Source organism: Saccharopolyspora rhizosphaerae, assembly GCF_003931915.1.
Lineage (GTDB): Bacteria > Actinomycetota > Actinomycetes > Mycobacteriales > Pseudonocardiaceae > Saccharopolyspora > Saccharopolyspora rhizosphaerae.
On the sequence record NZ_RSAA01000007.1, the window covers coordinates 502560 to 525061 of the forward strand.

17 protein-coding genes are annotated in these 22502 nt (G+C 70.1%); 8 read left to right on the plus strand and 9 right to left on the minus strand.

What is annotated here, in order from left to right; genetic code table 11:
• The first annotated feature begins 122 nt into the window (after window positions 1-122).
• Window positions 123-530: a hypothetical protein gene (locus EIL87_RS08960; RefSeq protein ID WP_125089693.1), complete on the plus strand. Its 408-nt coding sequence runs from the start codon at window positions 123-125 to the stop codon at window positions 528-530.
• Window positions 531-756: 226 nt separating this feature from the next.
• On the opposite strand, the gene EIL87_RS08965 is transcribed toward EIL87_RS08960, so the two are convergent.
• The 3 genes from EIL87_RS08965 to EIL87_RS08975 all read right to left on the minus strand — a co-directional run bounded on the left by EIL87_RS08965 (window position 757) and on the right by EIL87_RS08975 (window position 4477).
• Entirely contained in the window at window positions 757-1347 is a 591-nt protein-coding gene (locus tag EIL87_RS08965) for a DUF1349 domain-containing protein (RefSeq protein ID WP_125089694.1), read from the minus strand.
• 132 nt (window positions 1348-1479) lie between these two features.
• Window positions 1480-1893: a universal stress protein gene (locus tag EIL87_RS08970; protein WP_125089695.1), complete on the minus strand. Its 414-nt coding sequence runs from the start codon at window positions 1891-1893 to the stop codon at window positions 1480-1482.
• Window positions 1894-1963: 70 nt separating this feature from the next.
• On the minus strand, window positions 1964-4477 hold the full coding sequence (locus EIL87_RS08975) for a DEAD/DEAH box helicase (protein ID WP_125089696.1): 2514 nt from the start codon (window positions 4475-4477) through the stop codon (window positions 1964-1966).
• A gap of 153 nt (window positions 4478-4630) precedes the next feature.
• Here EIL87_RS08975 and EIL87_RS08980 point away from each other — a divergent pair, with 153 nt between their 5' ends.
• The 5 genes from EIL87_RS08980 (at window position 4631) to EIL87_RS09000 (ending at window position 11036) form a co-directional block, all read left to right on the plus strand.
• Complete coding sequence (locus EIL87_RS08980; protein WP_125089697.1) at window positions 4631-4828, plus strand: hypothetical protein; 198 nt, start codon at window positions 4631-4633, stop codon at window positions 4826-4828.
• 137 nt (window positions 4829-4965) lie between these two features.
• On the plus strand, window positions 4966-6831 hold the full coding sequence (locus EIL87_RS08985) for a methylmalonyl-CoA mutase family protein (protein ID WP_125089698.1): 1866 nt from the start codon (window positions 4966-4968) through the stop codon (window positions 6829-6831).
• Window positions 6831-9035: a methylmalonyl-CoA mutase gene (gene scpA / locus EIL87_RS08990; RefSeq protein ID WP_125089699.1), complete on the plus strand. Its 2205-nt coding sequence runs from the start codon at window positions 6831-6833 to the stop codon at window positions 9033-9035. Before EIL87_RS08985 ends, scpA begins: the two co-directional genes overlap by 1 nt.
• Window positions 9035-10021 (plus strand): methylmalonyl Co-A mutase-associated GTPase MeaB, encoded by a 987-nt coding sequence (gene meaB, locus EIL87_RS08995; protein ID WP_125089700.1) that lies wholly within the window; start codon window positions 9035-9037, stop codon window positions 10019-10021. The genes scpA and meaB overlap by 1 nt, the downstream gene beginning before the upstream one ends.
• A 658-nt stretch (window positions 10022-10679) precedes the next feature.
• Window positions 10680-11036, plus strand: a complete 357-nt coding sequence (locus EIL87_RS09000) for a GntR family transcriptional regulator (RefSeq protein ID WP_125089701.1) — start codon at window positions 10680-10682, stop codon at window positions 11034-11036.
• Between the two features lie 339 nt (window positions 11037-11375).
• On the opposite strand, the gene EIL87_RS09005 is transcribed toward EIL87_RS09000, so the two are convergent.
• Window positions 11376-11996, minus strand: a complete 621-nt coding sequence (locus EIL87_RS09005; protein WP_125089702.1) for a DUF305 domain-containing protein — start codon at window positions 11994-11996, stop codon at window positions 11376-11378.
• Window positions 11997-12179: 183 nt separating this feature from the next.
• Between EIL87_RS09005 and EIL87_RS09010 the strand changes: the two genes are divergently transcribed.
• Window positions 12180-13589 carry an LVIVD repeat-containing protein gene (locus tag EIL87_RS09010; RefSeq protein ID WP_125089703.1) on the plus strand — a complete coding sequence of 470 codons (1410 nt, stop codon included), beginning with the start codon at window positions 12180-12182 and terminating at the stop codon, window positions 13587-13589.
• Between the two features lie 66 nt (window positions 13590-13655).
• On the opposite strand, the gene EIL87_RS09015 is transcribed toward EIL87_RS09010, so the two are convergent.
• The 5 genes from EIL87_RS09015 to EIL87_RS09035 all read right to left on the minus strand — a co-directional run bounded on the left by EIL87_RS09015 (window position 13656) and on the right by EIL87_RS09035 (window position 20455).
• Window positions 13656-15764: a putative bifunctional diguanylate cyclase/phosphodiesterase gene (locus tag EIL87_RS09015; RefSeq protein WP_125089704.1), complete on the minus strand. Its 2109-nt coding sequence runs from the start codon at window positions 15762-15764 to the stop codon at window positions 13656-13658.
• A 139-nt stretch (window positions 15765-15903) separates the two neighbouring features.
• Entirely contained in the window at window positions 15904-16806 is a 903-nt protein-coding gene (locus EIL87_RS09020; protein ID WP_125089705.1) for an oxidoreductase, read from the minus strand.
• Window positions 16807-17342: 536 nt separating this feature from the next.
• Window positions 17343-18038, minus strand: a complete 696-nt coding sequence (locus EIL87_RS09025; RefSeq protein WP_233576111.1) for a M50 family metallopeptidase — start codon at window positions 18036-18038, stop codon at window positions 17343-17345.
• Window positions 18039-18339: 301 nt separating this feature from the next.
• Window positions 18340-19653, minus strand: coding sequence for a M20 family metallopeptidase (locus EIL87_RS09030; protein ID WP_125089707.1), 1314 nt, complete (start codon window positions 19651-19653; stop codon window positions 18340-18342).
• A gap of 52 nt (window positions 19654-19705) precedes the next feature.
• Entirely contained in the window at window positions 19706-20455 is a 750-nt protein-coding gene (locus EIL87_RS09035) for an EI24 domain-containing protein (RefSeq protein WP_125089708.1), read from the minus strand.
• Between the two features lie 223 nt (window positions 20456-20678).
• Between EIL87_RS09035 and EIL87_RS09040 the strand changes: the two genes are divergently transcribed.
• A complete protein-coding gene (locus tag EIL87_RS09040) occupies window positions 20679-21686 on the plus strand; it encodes an iron-siderophore ABC transporter substrate-binding protein (RefSeq protein WP_125089709.1) in 1008 nt (335 codons plus the stop codon).
• Window positions 21687-22502: the final 816 nt, after the last annotated feature.

Sequence of the window (22502 nt, forward strand, 5' to 3'; positions counted from 1 at the left end):
TGTCATGCGCGATGCTGGGGGCCGCACCGGCCGTAGGGGCCTGTGACACGGCCGAGTCCTCGCCGCCGTCGGCCCCGAACGAATCCGGGCAACCCACTGAGGGCTTCCCCAACCCATGGAAGTTGCCCGAACCTCCGCCGCCCCCGCCGTCCGCGCCGCCTGCCGCTCCGGTCGAGCAGACCCGGCCCACCGGCGACAACTGCGGCCTGACCCCGGCGGAGATGGACCACCAGACCAAGGTCGAGTGCGGCCGTGTCGAGCAGCCGCAACAGCCACCCACGGTCGAAGAACAGTCGTCGAGCGGCGAAGGTGACTTGGAGTCGAAGTGCTCCGGTGCCTCCTGGCGCTCCCAGATGGGCGACACCGGCGATGCCCAATGCGGCACCGACTGGGAGGACGGCAACTCCAGCAACCAGGACACCGGGGCCTACAACTACCTGCTGCCGCACACCGACTGCACCTGGGCCGATAGCCACACGGTCTACTGCGAGGGCCCTGGCGGGTCCTACAGCTACCAGCCCTCGAACTAGGGCACGGCGGGGAGCGGTACGGGTCTGCCCGATGGTGCAGGCCCCGCCGCACTGGGCACTGCTTGGCCTGCGCCGCCGTGCGGCCTGAGATCTCGTCGGCAGTGATGGTCAGCTCGACCAAGAGACACATTTCGCGCGAAGTGTCGTTACCCAGGCGGAGCACCCGGGAGGCCCGCACCGGTGTGAGCAGGGTGGGTGCGGTGTGCTGGGTGTGGGTGGGAGGGCGTCACTCCTCGAGGGTGAGGGTGGCGAAGCGGACGGGGAAGCCAGCGCCGTCCGGGGAGGCGCACATCGGGCCGGCGTGGGCCGCGACGTCCGGCGGGAAGTAGGCGGTGCGCAGGGTGTGCACGGGCTCGCCGTCCTCGGCGGCGTAGCGGATGTGGACCGCGTCCTCGAAGCGCTCGACCTCGATCGTCACCGACTCGGCCTCGCCGCACACCGCCGAGACCGGCAGCACGCTCCAGTCGGAGAAGTCGCGGGTGACCACCGCCGAGAGGTACTGCTCGCCGTCGACGTACTCGATGCCCGTCTTGATCCAGTTCGACTCGTCGAGGCGCAGCATCAGGCCGGCCTGGTCGTGCTGCTCGCGGTAGTCGCCGAAGAAGCGGGTGCGCATCCGGAACTGGGCGCCGACCGGTTGCAGCAGGGCGTGCCCGGTGTCGCGGGTGAAGCCGTAGTGGGTGGTCCGCCAGAAGTCCGTGCGCTCATCGCTGGTGATCGTCACGCCCGCGTAGCTCAACCAGTTCGCGGGTTCGTTCAGCCACTCCCACCCGCTGCGCTCGAACAGCGTGAGGTCGTCGGTTTGCTGCTGCACCACCCACCGCTCCGTTCGGTCCGGACAACCGCGTTGGCGGCCCGCTCCTCCGAGTCACCGTTGGACCTCGAAGGGTACTGGCCGCGATCATCGGAGGTGAGCAGGCCTCGCGGATCGGGGGTGTCGCGGCGCGCGTCAGCGCACCACGGTGACCGGGCAGCGGGCGTGGTGCACGATCTTCACCGCGATCGAGCCGAGCAGCATGCCGGCGAAGGCGCCGTGGCCCTTGCCGCCGACGACCAGCAGGTCGGCCTGCTCGGAGAGCTTGACGAACTCGTCGACGGGGTGGCCGCGCAGCAGCTTCGGCCGGAAGTCGACGTTCGGGAATTCGGGCTTGACCCGGTCCAACGCCCGGTCCAAGGCCTGCTGCCCCTGCTTCTGCAACTGCGCGTCCGAGTCGGTCAGGTGGTAGCCGAACTGCACGGGCTGGTGCCAGATGGTGATCACGTGCAGGATTCCGCCCACCTGGCGGACGTGGTCGGCGGCCCAGCGGAGGGCGTGCACCGACTCCTCCGAGCCGTCCACTCCGACGACGACGGTTTGCGGCATGACCGGTTCCCTCCAGCGCTCGTGAGGATCTTGCCCGATCGTATGGCGAACCGGGCTGCCCCGCAGCGCTTCAGAGCTGGCCGACGTCGGTGACCCGCACGACCGCGCTGCCGGCCTCGTCGGAGGCCGCCAGGTCGACCTCGGCGCTGATGCCCCAGTCGTGGTCCCCGGCCGGGTCGGCGAAGATCTGCCGGACCAGCCAGCGGTCGGACTCCTCGGTGATCATCAGCATCTGCGGGCCCCGCGCGTCCGCGCCGATGCCGATCTCGTCGTGCTCGGCGAAGTAGTCGTCCAGCGCGTCGGCCCACCCGTCGGCGTCCCAGCCGTCCTCGCCGTCGAGCTCGCCCAGCTGTTCGTAGCGCCCCAGCGCGGCGAGTTCGACGCGGCGGAACAGCGCGTTGCGCACCTGCACCCGGAACGCGCGCTCGTTGCGGGTGACGCGCTCGGGCTCGGCGGGGGCGGCCTCGGCGGGCTCCTCGCCGGGGTGGCGCAGCTTCTCCCACTCGTCGAGGAGGCTGGAGTCGACCTGGCGGACGAGCTCGCCGAGCCACTCGATGATGTCGGTGAGCTCCTCGGTCTTGGCGTCGTCGGGCACCGTGTGCCGCAGCGCCTTGTAGACGTCGGCGAGGTAGCGCAGCACGAGGCCTTCGGAGCGCGCGAGGCCGTAGTGGTTGACGAACTCGACGAAGTTCATCGCCCGCTCGTACATGTCGCGCGCCACCGACTTCGGCGACAGCTCGTGCTCACCGACCCACGGGTGGCCCTTGCGGTAGGTCTCGTAGGCGGCTTCGAGGAGCTCTTCGAGCGGCTTGGGGTGGGTGATCTCCTCCAGCAGCTCCATGCGCTCGTCGTACTCGATGCCGTCGGCCTTCATCTGCGCGACGGCCTCGCCGCGGGCCTTGAACTGCTGCTGCGACAGCACCTGCCGCGGATCGTCCAGTGTGGACTCGATGACGCTGAGCACGTCGAGCGCGTAGGTCGGCGACTCGGAGTCGAGCAGTTCGATGGCGGCCAGCGCGAACGGCGACAGCGGCTGGTTGAGCGCGAAGTCGAACTGCAGGTCCACCGTGACCCGCACCCTGCGGCCCTGCTCGTCCGGCGCGTCGAGCTCCTCGATGACGTCGGCGGCCCGCAGCGCCCGGTAGATCGCGATCGCCCGCAGGATGTGCTTGCGCTGGCTGGCGCGGTCCTCGTGGTTGTCCTCGAGCAGGTGCCGCATCGCCGTGAACGCGTCGGCGTGGGGCCGGTTGATGACGTTGAGCAGCATCGAGTGGCTGACCTTGAAGCTGGAGCGCAGCGGCTCGGGCTCAGCGTCCACGAGCTTGTCGAAGGTCTTCTCGCTCCACGACACGAAGCCCTCGGGCGCCTTCTTGCGCACCACCTTGCGCTTCTTCTTCGGGTCGTCACCGGCCTTGGCCAGCGCCCGCTCGTTCTCGATCTCGTGCTCGGGTGCTTGCACGACCACGAACCCGGCGGTGTCGTAGCCGGCGCGGCCGGCCCGACCCGCGATCTGGTGGAACTCCCGCGCCTTGAGGTGGCGGGTGCGCACGCCGTCGTACTTGGTCAGCCCGGTGATGAGCACCGTGCGGATCGGCACGTTGATGCCGACGCCCAGCGTGTCGGTGCCGCAGATGACCTTGAGCAGCCCGGCCTGGGCGAGCTGTTCGACCAGCCGCCGGTACTTGGGCAGCATCCCCGCGTGGTGCACACCGATGCCGTGCCGGACCAGGCGGGACAGGGTCTTGCCGAAGCCGGCGGTGAAGCGGAAGTCGCCGATCGCCTCGGCGATGGCGTCGCGCTGCTCGCGGGAGGCGACCTTGACGCTCATCAGCGCCTGCGCCTGCTCCAGCGCTGAGGCCTGGTTGAAGTACACGACGTAGACCGGGGCCTGCTGGCCGGACAGCAGCTCCTCGATGGTCTCGTGCAGCGGGGTCTTGGCGTAGCGGAAGTTCAGCGGGATGGGCCGCTCGGCGGAGCTGACCACCGCGGTCTCCCGGCCGGTGCGGCGGGTCAGGTCCTCCTCGAAGAACGAGACGTCACCGAGCGTGGCCGACATGAGCACGAACTGGGCGCGCGGCAGCTCGAGCAGCGGCACCTGCCACGCCCAGCCGCGGTCGGGTTCGGCGTAGAAGTGGAACTCGTCCATCACGACCTGGTCCACGTCGGCGTCGGCGCCGTCGCGCAGCGCGATGTTGGCCAGGATCTCCGCGGTGCAGCAGATGATGGGCGCGTCGGCGTTGACGCTGGAGTCGCCGGTCATCATGCCGACGTTCTCGGCGCCGAAGACGTCGACGAGGCTGAAGAACTTCTCCGAGACCAGCGCCTTGATCGGCGCGGTGTAGAAGCTGCGCTTGCCGGTGGCCAGGGCCGCGAAGTGCGCTCCGGTGGCCACCATGCTCTTGCCCGACCCGGTTGGCGTGGACAGGATCACGTTCGCGCCGGTCACGACCTCCACCAGCGCTTCCTCCTGCGCCGGGTAGAGCTCGATGCCCAGCGAGGTCGTCCATGCGACGAACGCCTCGAACTGGGCGTCGGGATCGGGGTCGCCGGCGGTGAGCGCTGGGAGCTGGTCGGTGAGCTTCATCGTCCCCCCATCGTCCCTGGCCACCCCCGGCGCGGGGCATCCGGGGTGCCGCCGTGCGCTGGTTTCCTCCACACCGGTGTTCTCGCTGGTGGAAGACCGTGGTGATCAGCGACCATGGGGGTCAGCGCAGGTACCGGGCGGAAGGAGGGCACCATGACCACCCGCAACGTGCGCTTCGTCGGCGGACCGCTGGACGGCAGGGTTCAGGACCTGCGCGACCACGAAGCGGTCGCAGGCCGCCTCCTCAAGCACATCCACCTGCACGACGGGCCCAAGATCGAAACCCAGTACGAACTCCACTACACACCCGAGAACGGCTGGGTGTACTTCCTCTGCGGAACCCAGCCGTAGCTGCGCTCGCGCACACACCTCTGACCACTCCGGTTCCGCAGGTCGGACGCCCCGGGTGAACGCCGTTCACCGACCGGAGACACGCGTCACAGGCTTGATCTGTTCCGCTTTCCCATCAGCGGAATACCATCCTTCCCATGGTGGCGCACTCGACGACGAGCGGCGGCCGACCGGAGCTCCCGCTCGCTGCGGAGTTCCCAGAGCCGAGCCGCGAGCAGTGGCAAACCCAGGTCCACAAGGTGCTGAAGCGATCCGGCTTGGTGGGCGAGGAGCCACCTCCAGGGCCGATCGAGGACGTGCTGGCCTCGACGACCCACGACGGGATCCGGGTGCACCCGCTCTACTCCTCCGCACCCGTCGACCCGGGACTGCCCGGCCTGGCGCCCTTCGTGCGCGGCAGCCGACCGCAGGGCGGGGTCACCGAAGGCTGGGACGTGCGGCAGCGCCACGAGCACCCCGACGCCGCCGAGACCAACCGCGAGGTCCTGGCCGACCTCCACAACGGCGTCTCCTCGCTGTGGCTGCGCCTGGGCCCGGCCGGCATCGCCATCGACGACCTGGCCGACGCGCTCAACGGCGTCCACCTGGACATGATCGGCGTGAGCCTGGAGGCGGGCGCCGACTTCGCCGCCGCTGCGCAGGCCTACCTGGACCTGGCCGCCGAGCAGGGCGTCCCCGCCGGTGAGCTGCGCGGCACCCTGGGCGCTGACCCGCTCGGCGTGCTGGCCCGCACCGGCCAGGCCGGTGAACGCGACCCCGCTGTGCACCTCGCGCGGCGCTGCACCACCGAGTTCCCGCACCTCAAGGCCCTGGCCGTGGACGCGCTGCCGTTCCACGACGCGGGCGGTTCCGACGCCCAGGAGCTGGGCTGCTCGCTGGCCGCCGGAGTGACCTACCTGCGGTGGCTGACCGAGGCCGGCATCGACCTCGACACCGCCGCCGGGCAGCTGGAGTTCCGCTACGCCGCCACCGCCGACCAGTTCCTCACCATCGCCAAGCTCCGCGCCGCTCGCCGCCTGTGGGAGCAGGTCACCCGCTCCTGCGGCGTGAGCGAGTCCCGCCGGGCGCAGGTGCAGCACGCGGTGACCTCGCAGGCGATGCTGACCCGCCGCGACCCGTGGGTGAACATGCTGCGCGGCACGATCGCCACCTTCGCCGCGGGCGTGGGCGGGGCTCAGTCGGTGACCACGCTGCCCTTCGACGCCGCGATCGGCCTGCCCGACGACTTCGCCCGCCGCATCGCCCGCAACACCCAGTCGCTGCTGCTGGAGGAGTCCCACCTCGCACAGGTCATCGACCCCGCCGGTGGCTCCTGGTACGTCGAATCGCTCACCGACGAGCTCGCCCGCTCGGCTTGGTCGTGGTTCCAGCGCATCGAAGCCGAGGGCGGACTGCCCGCGGCGCTGGAGTCCGGTCTGGTGGCCGAGGAGCTCGCCGCCACCTGGCAGGAGCGCCGGGACGCGATCGCCCACCGCAGCGACGCCCTCACCGGGGTCAGCGAGTTCCCCGACCTCGACGAAGCTCCGCTGGAGCGCACCCCCGCTCCGCAGCAGCCCGGCGGTGGCCTGCCCGTGCACCGCTACGCCGAGGACTTCGAGGCGCTCCGCGACTCCGCCGACACCCGGCTGGCCGAGACCCGCGAGCGCCCGACGGTGTTCCTCGCCACGCTCGGTCCGCTGGCGGCCCACAACGCGCGCGCCTCCTTCGCCCGCAACCTCTTCGCCGCCGGTGGGCTGGACTGCGCCGAAGCCGGAGCGACGGACTCCACCGACGCGGTGCTGGCCGCCTACACGGGCGCTCCGGTGGTGTGCTTGTGCTCCAGCGACGCGGTCTACGCCGAGCGCGCCGCCGAAACCGCGAAGGCCCTGCGGCAGGCGGGGGCCACGACCGTTCTGCTGGCCGGGAAGCCGAGCGACCACGCCGACGTCGACGGCCACGTCCACGCCGGGTGCGATGCGCTGTCCGTCCTCGACGCCGTGCACGCCGAGTTGGGAGTCCGCTGATGACCCAGATCCCGAACTTCGCCGACATCCCGCTGGAGACCCCGTCGCAGGCGGACGAGGACCGCTGGCGCTCGGAGGTGCTGTCGGCCACGGGCAAGGAGTCCGACGCGCTGGCGTGGGAGGCGCCGGAGGGCATCGAGGTCAAGCCGCTCTACACCGAGTCCGATGTGGACGGTCTGGACTTCCTGTCCACCTACCCGGGCCTCCCGCCGTTCCTGCGCGGCCCGTACCCGACGATGTACGTCAACCAGCCCTGGACGGTGCGCCAGTACGCGGGCTTCTCCACCGCGGAGGCCTCCAACGCCTTCTACCGGCGCAACCTCGCCGCCGGGCAGAAGGGCCTGTCGGTGGCCTTCGACCTGGCGACCCACCGCGGCTACGACTCCGACCACCCGCGCGTCGGCGGTGACGTGGGCATGGCGGGCGTGGCGATCGACTCGATCCTCGACATGCGGCAGCTCTTCGACGGCATCCCGCTGGACAAGATGAGCGTGTCGATGACCATGAACGGCGCGGTGCTGCCGGTCATGGCGCTCTACATCGTCGCCGCCGAAGAACAAGGTGTTGCACCCGAGCAGCTGGCCGGGACCATCCAGAACGACATCCTCAAGGAGTTCATGGTCCGCAACACCTACATCTACCCGCCGCAGCCCTCGATGCGGATCATCTCGGACATCTTCGCCTACACCAGCCAGAAGATGCCGAAGTTCAACTCCATCTCGATCTCCGGGTACCACATCCAGGAAGCCGGAGCCACCGCCGACCTCGAGCTGGCCTACACCCTCGCCGACGGCGTCGAGTACCTGCGCGCCGGACGCCAGGCCGGTCTGGACATCGACTCCTTCGCGCCCCGGTTGTCGTTCTTCTGGGGCATCGGCATGAACTTCGCGATGGAGGTCGCCAAACTCCGCGCCGCACGGCTGCTCTGGTCGAAGTTGGTCAAGCAGTTCGGCCCGGAGAACCCGAAGTCGCTGTCGCTGCGGACGCACTCCCAGACCTCCGGCTGGTCGCTGACCGCGCAAGACGTCTACAACAACGTCGCCCGCACCTGCGTCGAGGCGATGGCCGCGACGCAGGGCCACACCCAGTCGCTGCACACCAACGCGCTCGACGAAGCCCTCGCCCTGCCGACGGACTTCTCCGCGCGCATCGCCCGCAACACCCAGCTGGTGCTGCAGCAGGAATCGGGCACCACCCGCGTCATCGACCCGTGGGGCGGCAGCTACTACCTGGAGCGGCTCACCCAGGACCTCGCCGAACGCGCGTGGGCCCACATCACCGAGGTCGAGGACGCCGGGGGCATGGCCCAGGCCATCGACGCCAGCATCCCCAAGCTGCGCATCGAGGAAGCCGCCGCCCGCACCCAGGCGCGCATCGACTCCGGGCGCCAGCCGCTCATCGGCGTCAACAAGCACCGCTACGACGGCGACGAGCAGATCGAGGTCCTCAAGGTCGACAACGCCGACGTCCGCAACCAGCAGCTGGAGAAGCTCCGCCGGTTGCGCGAGGAGCGGGACACCGAGGCCTGCGAGGACGCGCTGCGGCGGCTCACCGCGGCGGCCGAGGCGTCGCTGTCCGACGAGCGGCCGAACGACCTCGCCCACAACCTGCTCGCGCTGGCCGTCGACGCCGCCCGCGCCAAGGCCACGGTCGGGGAGATCTCGGACGCGCTGGAGAAGGTCTTCGGCCGCCACTCCGGCCAGATCCGTACGATCACCGGCGTGTACCGGGAGGAATCGGGAGAATCCGACCAGCTGGAGACCGCGCGCCAGCAGGTCGAGGAGTTCGCCGAGGCCGAAGGCCGCCGGCCGCGCATCCTGGTCGCCAAGATGGGCCAGGACGGCCACGACCGCGGGCAGAAGGTCATCGCCACCGCCTTCGCCGACCTCGGCTTCGACGTCGACGTGGGCCCGCTGTTCCAGACGCCCGCCGAGGTCGCCCGTCAGGCCGCCGAAGCCGACGTGCACATCGTGGGCGTTTCCAGCCTCGCCGCCGGTCACCTCACCCTGGTGCCCGCCCTGCGCGAGGAGCTGGCGGCCGTCGGTCGCGAGGACATCATGATCGTCGTCGGCGGCGTCATCCCGCCCGCCGACTTCGACGCGCTGCGCCAGGCCGGCGCCTCGGCGATCTTCCCGCCCGGCACCGTGATCGCCGATGCCGCCACCGGGCTCCTCGACGAACTCCGCACCCGCCTCGAGCACTGATGCCACGCAAGATCGATGTCCACGACTACGCCGAGGGCGTCCTCAACGGCTCGCGCACGAAGCTCGCGCAGGCCATCACCCTCGTGGAGTCCACCCGCGCCGACCACCGCTCGTCGACGCAGGAGCTGCTCACCGAGCTGCTCCCGCACACCGGCGGGGCGCACCGGGTCGGCATCACCGGTGTGCCCGGCGTGGGCAAGTCGACCTTCATCGAATCGCTGGGCACGATGCTCACCGAGCAGGGCCACCGGGTCGCGGTGCTGGCCGTGGACCCGTCCTCGACCCGCAGTGGCGGCAGCATCCTCGGCGACAAGACCCGCATGGGCCGCCTGGCCTCCGACCCGTCGGCGTTCGTGCGGCCCTCGCCCGCAGCGGGCACGCTCGGCGGCGTCGCGCGCGCGACTCGCGAGACGATCCTGCTGATGGAAGCCGCGGGCTACGACGTGGTGCTGGTCGAGACCGTCGGCGTCGGCCAGTCCGAGGTGACGGTGGCCGGCATGGTCGACTGCTTCCTGCTGCTGTCGCTGGCCCGCACCGGCGACCAGCTGCAGGGCATCAAGAAGGGCGTCCTGGAGCTCGCCGACATCATCGCCGTCAACAAGGCCGACGGTGAGCACGAGGTGGAGGCCAAGAAGGCGGCTCGCGAACTCCGCAGCGCGCTGCGCCTGCTCACCCCGGCCAGCGCCTCCTGGACGCCGCCGGTCCTGACCTGCAGCGGCTTGCGGTCCCTGGGGCTGGACACCCTCTGGGAGCAGGTCAACCGGCACCGCGAAACGTTGACCGAGACCGGCGAGCTCGCCGCCAAGCGCAGCCGTCAGCAGATCGAATGGACCTGGTCGATGGTCCGGGACCAGCTCATGTCGGACTTCACCCACGACCCCGATGTCCAGTCGATCCTGCCCGACGTCGAATCCCGGGTCGCCGAAGGCAAACTCCCCCCGGCGCAAGCAGCCCGAACCCTCCTCGACACCTTCCGCCGCTCCTGACCCACCAGTGCGCTCCGCTGCGTCGTGACGGTGGTGTTCACGTCCTCGGAGGCGGCCGCCGTTCTGCCACCGCCGCGCCTCGTGACCGGATCATCTCGGTGATCCGTCCCCCGATCACCGCGGTTTCGCGTGCGCTCATCGCCAGATGAGCTGGCTCCCGGGGGAACCTCAAACCTGCAGGCGTTCCACCCGCAAGCCGCTTCAGGTTCGAGGAGCACCTCCTCGCGTGGACGTGAAAGTGAAGAGCCGTGGGATTCCGGTGGCCGTTCACCGCCGTGCGTTCCGCTCACCGAGCATCCTGGTCGAGACTCCGACTCGGAATGAGCGCGGTTCGTGTGAGGAGTTTTCGGGAGGATCCGTCACTCACCGACCAGGAGGACCACAATTCCCGGCGCCACACCGAAAACCGCGCTGCCCGGCCTCCTGACAGCGCCGTGGTCCGCTCCTCCCGAGGAACCGGCTTCGGCACCGATGTCGACGACGAGCGCTGCCTCGGACGGGGTTCGAGGGATCTTCCGCCCGGAAATCTCGGCAATCCGTTGGCTGAAAACCGGGGTGATCCGGTCACCCTGGTGGGGACCCCGGCCGACGTACGGGATTTCCCGGGTCGATACTGAGTGGGTCATGGCGTCGTGCGCGAACCCGGGACGGTGAACGTATGCGGATCAAGGTTGATCCGGACTCCGATGTGCCGCCCTTCGAGCAGGTGCGGTCCAGCATCGCGGAGCAGATCACCTCAGGGGAGCTCGCGGTGGGGACGAAGCTGCCCACCGTGCGGGCCCTGGCCGCCGAGCTCGGGATCGCGGCGAACACCGCCGCGAAGGCGTACCGCGAACTCGAACGGGCGGGACTGATCGAAACACGCGGACGCGCGGGAACTTTCGTCAGCGACGCCGGCGACCAGGCGGCCGCGCGAGCCGCCGAGGCGGCGCAGACCTACGCGAAGATCACTCACGCACTCGGGATCCCCAAGAACGAAGCGCTCGCGATCGTGCAAGCCGCCCTGAAGGTCTGAAGCCCCCTTCAGCGATGCGGCGGAGCCGCTGGCGCTCGGCTCGCACCGCACGTGTCGAGCGGCTTCGTGGAGACGGAGGCGTGCGCTCTGGGCTTGCGGCCCGCACCGCCCCGCGACGCAGGTTCTGAGCAGAAGTAGGAACGGATCCAGAAGTGCGGCGGGGCCGCGTTCACTTCCACCACCTGAGGCGCTTGCCCGCTGCGGGTTCTGAGCGCCTTCGTGGCGAGCGGGCCGGGACGCCGTGCACCGGACTTGCATCAGGAGCGGCGCACGGAGTCCACGGAGGCGTTCAGGTTCCGCCACCCCGCACCGCCGAGCACAGCGATTCGTGAACAGCTCCTAGCCGATCTCCTCCTGCAACGCTCGCATGGTGGCGATCTCGTCCTGCTGCGTGGCCAGGACGTCCTGAGCCATCTCGTGGACCTGCTCGTCGCGCCCGGTGGTCAGCAGCTGCGTCGCCATCGTCACCGCACCCTCGTGGTGCGCGATCATCAACTGCAGGAACAGCCGGTCGTAGTCGGCACCGCGTGCGGCTGCGAGCTGCGCGAGCTGCTCCGGCGTGGCCATGCCCGGCATCACACCGTGGTGATGCCCGCCCTGCCCGCCGTGCCCAACGCCCCGGGTGTCCAGCCAGCCCTGCATCATCCCGATCTCCGGCGCCTGCGCGCCGCTGATGCGGTCGGAAAGGGCGCGCAGCTTCGCGTTCTGCGCGCGCTCGGCCGTCAGCGCGGTCATCTCCACGGCCTGCTGGTGGTGGGCGATCATGCCGCGCAGGTAGTCGACCTCCACCTGGCTCGCGCCGCCCCGGTCCGGTTCGGCGCTGGCGACCACCTGCGGCTGGTCCCCGGGCGCTCCCGGCAGCACCACCGGAGGACCCGGGGGTGCGGGCTGTTCTCCTGCGCACCCGGCCGCGACGGCCGTGACCAGAACCAGGGTTCCCAGCCTCCACATGCGCGCCATCTTCGCCCTTTCTGGGAAAACCGTGAAAAAACGCCTGTTCCGGGCTCAATCTGGCAACACGATACTGGCATGGTGCGGTTGCTGGAAACCGCTGTCGACGGCTGCCGATCAGGCGGCGGCGACCACGTCGAACCAGGGGGTTGATCGGTCTTGTTCCCGAAGCCAACCGTTCGGAAGCGCGCCGTGGGCGCGGCGATCGGAGCGCTGGTGCTGGGCTTGTCGCTCGCGCCGGCGACCTCCGCGACACCACCGAGCGACGGCCCCGAGCAGTACTCCACCCAGACGGTCGCGGGCCCGAGGTCCGAGATCGACAAGAGCGACAACATCGAGCACCTGGCGAACCTGCCCAAGCAGGCCCCCTTCAACACGGTGGAGGCCTTCGGCACGGACATCGCGTTCCAGAAGAACATCGCCTACGTCGGCAACTACGACGGTTTCGTCGTCTACAACATCGCCAACCCGAAGAAGCCCCGCATCGTCACCCAGGTGCAGTGCCCGGGCGGTCAGGGTGACATGTCGGTGTCGGGGAACCTGCTGTTCGTCTCCACCGACTACCCGCGCACCAACAACACCTGCACCAGCGAGGCGACCGACTCCGCGGACCCGAACGCCTGGGAAGGCATGAAGGTCTTCGACATCAGCAATCCCACCAAGCCTCGCTACGTCTCGTCGATCGCGACCGACTGCGGCTCGCACACCCACACCCTCGTGCCGGACAAGACCGACGAGAACGTCTACCTCTACGTCTCCTCGTACGGCCCGAAGGCGGAGTTCCCGAACTGCCAGCCGCCGCACGACAAGATCTCCATCATCAAGGTCCCGCGGGCCAACCCGGCGGCTCCCGAGGTGGTCAACGCCCCGGTGCTGTTCCCGGACGGTGGTAACCCCGGTCAGCCGGACGGTGTCCGGGAGACCTCGGGCTGCCACGACATCACGGTGTTCCCGTCGAAGGACCTCGCGGCCGGTGCGTGCATGGGTGACGGCGTGCTGTTCGACATCTCCGACCGGGAGCACCCGCGGGTGATCGACCAGGTCCGGGACGACACGAACTTCGCGTTCTGGCACAGCGCCACGTTCAACAACGAGGGGACCAAGGTCGTCTTCACCGACGAGCTCGGCGGTGGCGGTGCCGCGACCTGCAACGAGGCCACCGGCCCCACGCGGGGCGCCAACGGCATCTACGACCTCACCGGTTCGGGCACCGACTCGAAGCTGGCGTTCAAGAGCTACTACAAGATCCCGCGGCACCAGGCCGACACCGAGAACTGCGTGGCGCACAACGGTTCTCTGATCCCCGTGGCCGGTGGTGACTTCATGGTCCAGGCCTGGTACCAGGGCGGGATCTCGGTGTTCGACTTCACCGACTCCACCAAGCCGCAGGAGATCGCCTACTTCGACCGATCGGCGTTCAACCCGAACGAGCTGCAGACGGCGGGCTCGTGGTCGGCGTACTACTACAACGGCCACATCTACTCCAGCGGCATCCAGGAGGGCCTGGACGTCCTCGACCTCCGCGACGAACGGACGGACTCCGCCAAGGAGGTCCGCTACCAGGAGTTCAACCCGCAGACCCAACCCGTCTACGAGAACTGACGCTCCACTCCGCGAAGGCTCCCGCTGCACTCCCGCAGCGGGAGCCTTCTTCGCGTTCCCGGGAGCTCACGCGGCGGCGAGGTGGTCCGGGACGTCGAAGGACAGCAGCGGGTTCCCCAGGTGCGGGCCTGCGGCGACAGCGCACCCGATGTCCCGCCAGAGCGCCAGCTGTTCTTCGGACCCGACGTGGTCGACGCCGAGGACGACGCCGTTCATCAGCGGGATCAACCCGCGGAGAGCCTGGATCTCGGGCACGTCCGGGGTCTCGGCCTCGTGCACCATCCGGACGATGTCGTGCGAGAGCCGCACCGAGTCCACCGGCATCTCGCGGAGCAACCGGAGCTCGCCCGGGGAGCCGGTGAAGTCGTGCAGCGAGGCCTGGATCCCGCGCGAGGCCAAGTGCCGGAGGTTCTCCCGCGCTTCGTCGTCCTCGCTGATCGCGGCGATCGGCATGCACAGCCGCAACCAACGCGGATCGAGCTCGGAGCTGTCGAGGACCTTGTGCACCACGGCCGCCAGGTCCGGGTCGCGTCCCTGGTTCGGGCTCAGCGACACCGACAACCGCACCCGGTGCCCGTCGGCGTGCCACTCCGCCAGCTGCTGCCACGCGGTCTGCAGCAGCCAGTCGCGCAGCAGCAGCGTGACCCCGGACCGCTCCGCCAGCCGCACGCAGTCGGCGTGCTCGATCACGCCGAACTCCGCGGTGTCCCAGCGGAACTCGGCTTCGAGGGTGCACAGCTCGCGGCCGGGGAGGCGTCGCTGCGGGCGGTAGACGACGTCGAACTCGCCCAGCTCCAACCCGCCCGGCATGATCGCGGCGAGCTGGCTCTCCTCGCGCTCCTCCGGGGCCAGGTCCGGGTCGAACAGCTCCCACTGCCGCTTGCCCGCGGCCTCCGCCCGGCGCAGCGCGACGTCGGCGGCCCACAGCATGTTCGGCGCATCGGCCTCCGCCACCCCCCGCTGCACCACCCCGATGCTGGCCGAGGCCGCGATGCCGCGGTCGCCGACGTAGACGGGTTCGGCGAGCAGCTCGTTGATCCGCTGCGTCATCTCCGGGACGCCCGGCGTGCCGTCCTGCTCCCAGACCAGCAGCGCGAACTCGGTGCCGCCGAAGCGCGCGACCAGCGCCTCCTCGTCTTCGACGAGGTGTTCCAGGCGACGAGCGACGGTGCGGATCAGCTGGTCGCCGACGGGGTAGCCGAGCCCGTCGTTGATCAGCTCGAACCCGTCCAGGCCCAGCTGGTAGAGCGCCAGCCTGGCGTCGCGGGGCAGGTTGACCAGCGCGGCCTCCAACCGGGTGTGGAAGAAACCGCGGTTGGGCAGCCCGGTCAGCGCGTCGTGCAGCGCCTGGTGCTGGAAGCGGTCCTGCAGCAGGTGCAGCTCGGTGATGTCCTCGACCATCGTGACCACGCCGCTCGGCGCGCCGTCGGCGCCGCGCAGCACGGACACGCCCAGGTAGCACCACGCGGCCTCGCCGTCGGCGCGCACCAGGCGCTTCCGGTCGTTGATCCGCCGCGCGCTGCCGCCCTCGATCAGCTCGCGGTAGGAGGCGCTGAGGTACTCGGCGTCCTCGGGGTGGAAGAGCCGGTCGATGGTCATCGGTGCCAGATCGTCGGCGCGGTACCCGAGCACCTGCCCGAACGCCGGGTTGACTTGCAGGAACTTGCCTTCGAGGTCGCTGATCGCGACGCCGATCGGGGTGGAGGTGAACACCTCCCTGAACCGCGCTTCGCTGGCCTTGAGCTCGCGGTCGGCCCGGAGCTTCGACATCACCAGCGCCTTGTTCAGCGTCTCCTGCTGGGTGAGGATGTTCTCCCGGTCCGCAGCCGAGTACCCGGCGGCGATCTCGGTGAGCACCGACAGCAGCACGTCGACCTCGACGTCGTCGGCGAGCAGCGCGTCCTGGAGGATTCGAAGGCTGACCGACAGGCTGTCCTCACCGGTGGCGTGGATCTCGACGAGCCGATCGCCCACGACGCGGCCGACCTCCACCGCCGTCGCGCGGTCGTCGAGCGCGGCGAGGACCTGGTCCAGCAGGTCGGCCAAGGACTTCTCGACGTCGACGCGGTCGAGGGGGAGGAAGGAGGTCTTGCGGAGCTCGGAGGCCCACCGGCGGGCTACCTCGGCCCGCCACCCGGATCCCGGCGGTAGATCGTCCGGATCACCCTCGCGCATCTCACCCGTCCGTCGGCGTCAACCTGGCGCAGCGAATCGACCCGCGCCGTCCCCGGGGGCGCGCTCCCGCACAGGATACCGGGCGCGCGCCACCAGGACGTCGTGGCGGTCACATCGGGATCGATCAACTCGGCGGTGATCAGTGCGCTGCTTCGAGCGTCTCCCCGTCGGCGACCAGGGCGTCGAGCTTCGCGGTGTCGTCCTGGTCCAGTGCGAGCCGGCCGGCCGCGGTGTTCTCCTCCAGGTGCCCCACCGAGGAGGTACCGGGGATCAGCAGGACGTTCGCGGAGCGGTGCAGCAACCAGGCCAGCGACACCTGGGCCTGCGTGGCGCCGTGCTTGTCGGCGACGGACTTGAGCACCTCGTCGCCGCGCGCCCGGCTGTCGGTGAAACCGGAGCCCAGCGGGAAGAACGGCACGAACCCGACCTCGGCTTCAGCGGTGGCGCGCAGCAGCTCCGCCGACGTGCGGTTGACCACGTTGTAGAGGTTCTGCACCGCGGCGATCGGGGTGATCGCACGAGCTTCCCGGAAGTGGTCCGGCTCCACGTTGGACAGACCGATGTTGCGGATCAGGCCCTGCTCCTTGAGCTCGTGCAGCGCTCCGACCTGGTCGGTGAAGGCGATGCCCTCCTGCAGACCCATGTCGCGCAGGTAGACCAGGTCGAGGACGTCGACCTTCAGCCGCCGCAGGTTGTCGTGCACCTGGGCGCGCAGCGCGTCCGGGTGGTTCAGCGGCAGCCAGTTCGCCTTGTCGTCGCGGTAGGCGCCGATCTTGGTCGCCAGAACGAGGCCCGAGTCGTAGGGGTGCAGCGCTTCGGCGATGAGCTCGTTGACCACCCACGGGCCGTAGAAGTCGCTGGTGTCGATGTGATCGATGCCGAGCTCGACGGCGCGCCGCAGGACCGCGATCGCCTTCTCCCGATCCGCGGGCGGGCCGAAGACACCCGGTCCGGCCAGCTGCATCGCACCGAAACCCACGCGGTTGACCGTCACATCCGCGCCCAGCGGGAACTTGCCACCCAAAGCATTCGCAGTCGTCACGCCGCGATGCTGCTAGAAAACCGCCCCACCGGCAAGCGGCAGCGCCGAGGACCATCCCCGAGAAAGCGGCGAAGCACTCTTCCCACGCGCACCTCAACCCACCGCAAGTCCAAGGCGGCGACCAGCGACACCCCAGTCCAGGTGCGGAACTCAACCCCTGCAGGTTCGAGGCGGCGACCAGCGACACCCCAGTCCAGGTGCGGAACTCAACCCCTGCAGGTTCGAGGCGGCGACCAGCGACACCCCAGTCCAGGTGCGGAACTCAACCCCTGCGGGGTTCACAGCGGCGAACGGCGGCCACCGCGCCGTTCAGTTGAGGGACCCAGCCGGCACCGCCGCAGTTCGAGGCGGCCCGCGGCGGCAGCCGCGTCTTCAGGTGCGGGACTCACCTCGCACCGCCGCAGGTTCTGAGCGGCGTCGTGGCGAGCACGCCGTGACGCCGCGCATCGACATGCTCGAGGAGCGGCGCACGGAGTCCACGAAGCCACTCCGGTCCCGCCACCTGCACCGCCACGCACAGCGACCCCTCCTTTCCCCTAGACCTGGGGCATGAGGAGTAGCCAGTAGCCTCCTACTAGCAGTGACGCGACGCCGACGAGGAACCACAGCAGCATCCACGCACCCGCGGCGACGCCGGTGAGCCGGGCCAGCTGGTCGGCGTCGGAGTCCCCCGCGCGTCCGCGGCGACGCTTGCGCCCCAGCTCGTTGAGCGGGCGCAGTCCACCAACGAGCAGGAACCAGCACAGCAGCGCCGCGCACAGCGCCTGCCAGGACGGGGTGGCGAAGTACGACACCGCGCCGAGCGCACCGCCGGTGAGCAGCACCGAGAGCACGCCGTAGGCGTTGCGCACGGCGAGCAGCATCAGCACCAGCAGCGCGATGCAGCCCCAGAGCATCCAGCTCTCCCGGTCCGAGGTCACCAGCCACGCGCCGCCCAAACCCAGCAGCGACACCGCCGGGTAGCCGGCGAGCAGAGTCAGGACCATGCCCGGACCGTGCGAGCGGCCGGTCGAGACCGTCAGCCCCGAGGTGTCGGAGTGCAGCCGGATCCCGTTGAGCTTGCGGCCGCTGAGCAGCGCCACCACCGCGTGCCCGCCCTCGTGGGCGATCGTCACGACGTTGCGCAGGGGTAACCAGGTGCCGCGGTTGAGCACCAGGACGAGCGCGATCAGCCCGGCGATGAGCGCGGCGACGTTCCCGGAGTCGAGCAACCGAGCGGTCGCGTTCCGCACCAATTCGTCCACAACGGATCCGACCTACTAGACGACGAAGAACCGCGCCCACCCTACTTCCCGCCTCCAGACCGCTTCCGCTGCAGCGGGAGCGGAGGTGTGCGGAGTCCCGCGCGCCACTTCCGACGCACGGGACCCGCAGGCGTCGAGGTCAGTTGACGGGGTGCGGCGAAGCCGCTGTCTTCAGGTGAGGGGCTCGACCGGCACCGACGCAGTTCTGTGCGACTTCGTGAGGAGCACGCCGTGACTCGAATGCTCGAGGAGCCGCTCAGGTTCCGTCACGCGGATCGCCCCCGAACGGTCAGCTGAAGTAGTTCGGGACGTCGAGCACGCCACCTGCGGCTTCGAACTCGTCACGGACCGCGTCGCGCAGGTCACCGTCGGCGAGGTAGTCCACCGCGGTGAGCGCCAGGCCGATGGCGCCGTCGACCACGGCCGCATCCCCGGCGCCGGAACCCGCTGCGGCGGCGAAACCTTCGGTGTGCAGCGACAGGTTCGCGTCTCCCAGCCCGATCATCGGGTGGATGGAGGGGATCCGGAAGCTGAGGTTGCCGAGGTCCGTGGAACCGGTCAGGTAGTCCGGGACGACGCCCCGCGGCAGGGAGGTGCGCCCGCGCCTGCTCTGGTGCCCGGCCCACCGCGCGGCGAGCGTGTCGTTGTGCCGGATGGGCAGGTAGGCGGGGTTGTGGTCCCAGTGGAGCTCGACGCCGCAGCCGGTCATCTCCGCTGCACCGTGCGCGATCGACTCGACTCGCCGCGCGAGGTCGTGCAGCGAACCGGGCTCGGCGGAGCGCACGTAGAACAGCGCCGCGGCCCGGTCGGGGACGACGTTGGGGCGCTTGCCGCCGTCGGTGATCACACCGTGGATGCGGTCGGTGGAGGGCATGTGCTGGCGCAGCGCCGCGATGCCCTGGTAGGTCGCCACGACGGCGTCCAACGCGTTGCGGCCCATGAACGGCTGGGCCGAGGCGTGCGCGGCCACGCCGTGGAAGACGATCTCCACCTGCCTGCGACCGAGGAACGGGTGCGTGGCGATGTCGTGCGAGAACGGGTGCACCATCACCACGGCGTCGACGTCGTCGAACACCCCGGCCCTGGCCAGGTGCTCCTTGCCGCCGCCGCCCTCTTCGGCCGGGGTGCCGACGAGGCTGACCCGTCCGCCGGTGCGCTCCACGGCCTCGGCTGCGGCGAGGAACCCGCCGACGCCGGCCGCGCAGATGATGTTGTGCCCGCAGCCGTGCCCGATGCCCGGCAGCGCGTCGTACTCGGCCAGCACCGCCACGTGCGGACCGCCGCTGCCGGTGCTGGTGCGCAGCGCGGTGTCCAGCCCGCCGACGCCGACCTCGACGTCGTGGCCGAAGCGCCGCAGCAGCTCGGCCGTCTGAGCGACCGAGCGGTGCTCGGCGTAGCCCTCCTCCGGATGGGCGTGCAGGTCGTGGCTGAGGTCGAGCAGGTCGGCCCGGTGCTCGGTGACCCACTTCTCGGTCTCGGCGAGCAACGCCGCGTCCGCGCCGCGGTGCGCGGAGCGGAGGGGTTCGGCCGAGGCCACGGCCTTCTCGGTGGCGGCGGAGACCGCGCGCAGGTAGGACTCATCGGGCTGAACGGGCTGTGTCACACCTCGACCTTAAGTCGCCGAATGGTCCTCCACGACACCCTGGTGCCACCGCTCAGGGTCGTTCCGGCGGCGGCAGGACGCGGTGCGCCAAGATCGTCCCGCCCACCACGGCGGCCGGGATGACCAGCAGCTGCAACACGGGAACCAGGCACAACAGGTACGCCGGGAGCCCGAACCCGAGGGTCATGGCCTTGTGCTCGCGCAGCCTGCGGTGGCGCTCGCCGAAGGCGAGCCCGCGCCGCTGGAAGACCAGCCCCACCATCTCCAGGCTGATCACCCACGCGCCGAAGACCGCGCCCAGCACCACGCCGGCGACCTGCCCGGCGACCGGGATGAACCCGATGACCAGCAGCACGACCGCTCCGACGAGTGCCACGACGACGAGCTTCAGCGAGTCCCGCACTCCCCTGCCGAACTGCCGGACCACCCCGGCACCGTCACCTGAGGTGTCCAGTCCCAGCTGTTCTTCGGCCTTCTCGGCGATGTGCTCGTAGAACGGGCCGCCGATCAGCAGGGTGAGGGCGATGAACGAGATCGACCCCAGCACCGCGGCAGCCCCGACCAGTGCGATGGCGAGCAGGACGCGCAGACCCGTGCGGGCGAACTCGGTCCACCCGTCGGCGAACGGGGTCATCCACGTCACCAGGTCGGTGCTCGAGTAGATCAGCACGCCGAGGCTCGCCAGCAGCAGCACCGCGCTGATCAGGGCGGGAAGCGCGCCGAGCAGCAGCAGTTTCGGGCTGCGCAGGATCAGGCCCACACCGGAGCCCAAGGTGCGGATCCCGGTGGCGAACGAACTCATGCGCGGACTCCTGTGGTCGACCGTTCCTCCACCACGGCGCCGGTGACCCCGCGCCGTGGTGGTGTACGGGTCTGATCTTCCTCGCCCGCGCCACGGAGGAGGACGGCCCCTCCGGTGAGCAGATTCACCGATCTCCGACGGGGTGGTCCTGCGATCAGTTAGGTTAGCCTTCCTTGTGTCAAGACTTCGGGCAGCGCCCGAACCGGATGTGAAGGACTCGGTGATGACTCCTCCCCCCAGCGTGATCGGCCGTCGGGGCTTCCTGGTGGGCGCGACGGGACTCGTCGCGGCGGGCCTGGCCGCCTGCGGCAGCGGTGGTGGTGCGAGCCCGGGCGGGAGCACCCCGTCCGGACCTGGCTTCCCGGTGCGCATCCCGAGCCGCCACGGCGTGGCCGAGATCCCCGCGGCACCGCAGCGCGTGGTCAGCCTGGGGATCACCGACCACGACGTGCTGCTGCCGCTGGGCGTCATCCCGGCCGGGCTGACCGGGTGGGGTCCGTGGGAGAGCGGCGTCGGCCCGTGGGTGGAGTCCTTGCTGGGAGGGCAGCGTCCGAAGGTCCTCGGCAGCGAGGTCGACGTCGAGGGCGTCATCGCGCTGGAACCCGAAGCCATCCTCGCGGTCCAGAGCGCGCTGACCTCGGAGCAGTACAAGCGGCTCAACACCTTCGCCCCGGTCGTGGCGCAGCCGCCGGGTTCCACCGACTACGGCGTCAACTGGCGCGTCCAGGCCGAGACCATCGGCCATGCGCTGGGCAAGCAAGCCGAGGTCACGCGAATCCTCGAGCAGACCCAGGCCCGCATCGACGAAACCCGCCGGGCCAACCCGCTCTTCGAGGGCAAGACGCACGTCGTGGTCCGCACCGACTCCGCAGGCACCTACGCCGCGTACACCAAGCAAGACGCCCGCACGGCTCTGCTGGAGCAGCTCGGGCTGACGTTGTCGCCGACGATCGAGGGGTTGGACAGCGGCGGCAGGTTCAACGTCAAGGTCAGCAAGGAGCAGGTCTCGCTGCTCGACGCCGACGTCGTCATCGTCACCACGGCCAAGGCCACCGACGTCGAAGCGGTCCAGAACGACCCGCTGCTCAACAACCTCCCGGCTGCCAAGCGCGGTGCGCTCGTCCTGCTGGACGACTACAACCTCACCATGGCCCTGGGCTCGGCGACCGTCTCCAGCATCCCCTACGCCCTGGACCACCTCACCCCCAAGCTCGTCAACGCCCTGACCTGACCCCAGGGGGAGCACACCGCGTGGGGTGTCCTCCGAGCTCCTGGAGGACACCCCGCGCGAAGTCCACCGCCGTCCCCGCAAGCCCCACCAACGGCGCGAAGAGGTCCCGCACCGGGCGGTTCTCGACCTCCCACACGCACGAAGCGCACCCCCGGAACCCCTCGAGCTTCCCGCGACGTTCGACCGATCCCGAAGGTCCCCCGTCGAACTTCTCGCGAAGTTCGACGGCACCTGACATCGGCGTCCCCGAGTCGGCATCGACGAGTCGGCCTGACGCGCGGTGTGCAGAACGTGCGCATCCGGCATGTTCGACATGAACACGCCAAGACGCGCCCGGGAACTCGCCCTACCGGGCGTCACCCAGGAATTTCGCGCCACACGTCCCCAGCCCCCGCGGCGGCACGACGCTGCAACACAGCCGTGCCGCATCACGGCGACCACCCCACACACGAGAAGCGCACCTCACAGCGGTCGAACTTCGCGCGAAGTTTCGAGGGCGGGGCTCTCCCGTCGAACTTCGCGCGAAGTTCGACGGGAGCTGGCATCGGTGTCCCCTGTCGGGATTGGCGTGTCCGGGTCACGCGCGGAGTTCACGCGAGTGTCCCTGCGGCGAAGGGCACGACCATCAAGCAGGCGACCCCGGTGCTGGCCGCTCGCGGCGAAGGGGTCTACCTCGGGTGGCGCACGGGTGCGGAGCGTGCGCGCCCCGGCGTGTCCAGCGTGGACACACCAAGACGCTCGCCGGAAGTCCGTCCTTCCGGGCGTGACCCGGACGTTTCGCGTGCCTGGACGACGCTGCACACAGCTCCGCCGCAT

Excerpts from the sequence above, each read along its gene's own strand:
- EIL87_RS08970 (WP_125089695.1), bottom strand. The coding sequence starts at position 1,893 with ATGCCGCAAACCGTCGTCGTCGGAGTGGACGGCTCGGAGGAGTCGGTG.
- EIL87_RS08975 (WP_125089696.1), bottom strand. The coding sequence starts at position 4,477 with ATGAAGCTCACCGACCAGCTCCCAGCGCTCACCGCCGGCGACCCCGAT.
- EIL87_RS08980 (WP_125089697.1), top strand. The coding sequence starts at position 4,631 with ATGACCACCCGCAACGTGCGCTTCGTCGGCGGACCGCTGGACGGCAGG.
- EIL87_RS08985 (WP_125089698.1), top strand. The coding sequence starts at position 4,966 with ATGGTGGCGCACTCGACGACGAGCGGCGGCCGACCGGAGCTCCCGCTC.
- scpA (WP_125089699.1), top strand. The coding sequence starts at position 6,831 with ATGACCCAGATCCCGAACTTCGCCGACATCCCGCTGGAGACCCCGTCG.
- meaB (WP_125089700.1), top strand. The coding sequence starts at position 9,035 with ATGCCACGCAAGATCGATGTCCACGACTACGCCGAGGGCGTCCTCAAC.
- EIL87_RS09000 (WP_125089701.1), top strand. The coding sequence starts at position 10,680 with ATGCGGATCAAGGTTGATCCGGACTCCGATGTGCCGCCCTTCGAGCAG.
- EIL87_RS09005 (WP_125089702.1), bottom strand. The coding sequence starts at position 11,996 with ATGGCGCGCATGTGGAGGCTGGGAACCCTGGTTCTGGTCACGGCCGTC.
- EIL87_RS09015 (WP_125089704.1), bottom strand. The coding sequence starts at position 15,764 with ATGCGCGAGGGTGATCCGGACGATCTACCGCCGGGATCCGGGTGGCGG.
- EIL87_RS09035 (WP_125089708.1), bottom strand. The coding sequence starts at position 20,455 with ATGAGTTCGTTCGCCACCGGGATCCGCACCTTGGGCTCCGGTGTGGGC.
- EIL87_RS09040 (WP_125089709.1), top strand. The coding sequence starts at position 20,679 with ATGACTCCTCCCCCCAGCGTGATCGGCCGTCGGGGCTTCCTGGTGGGC.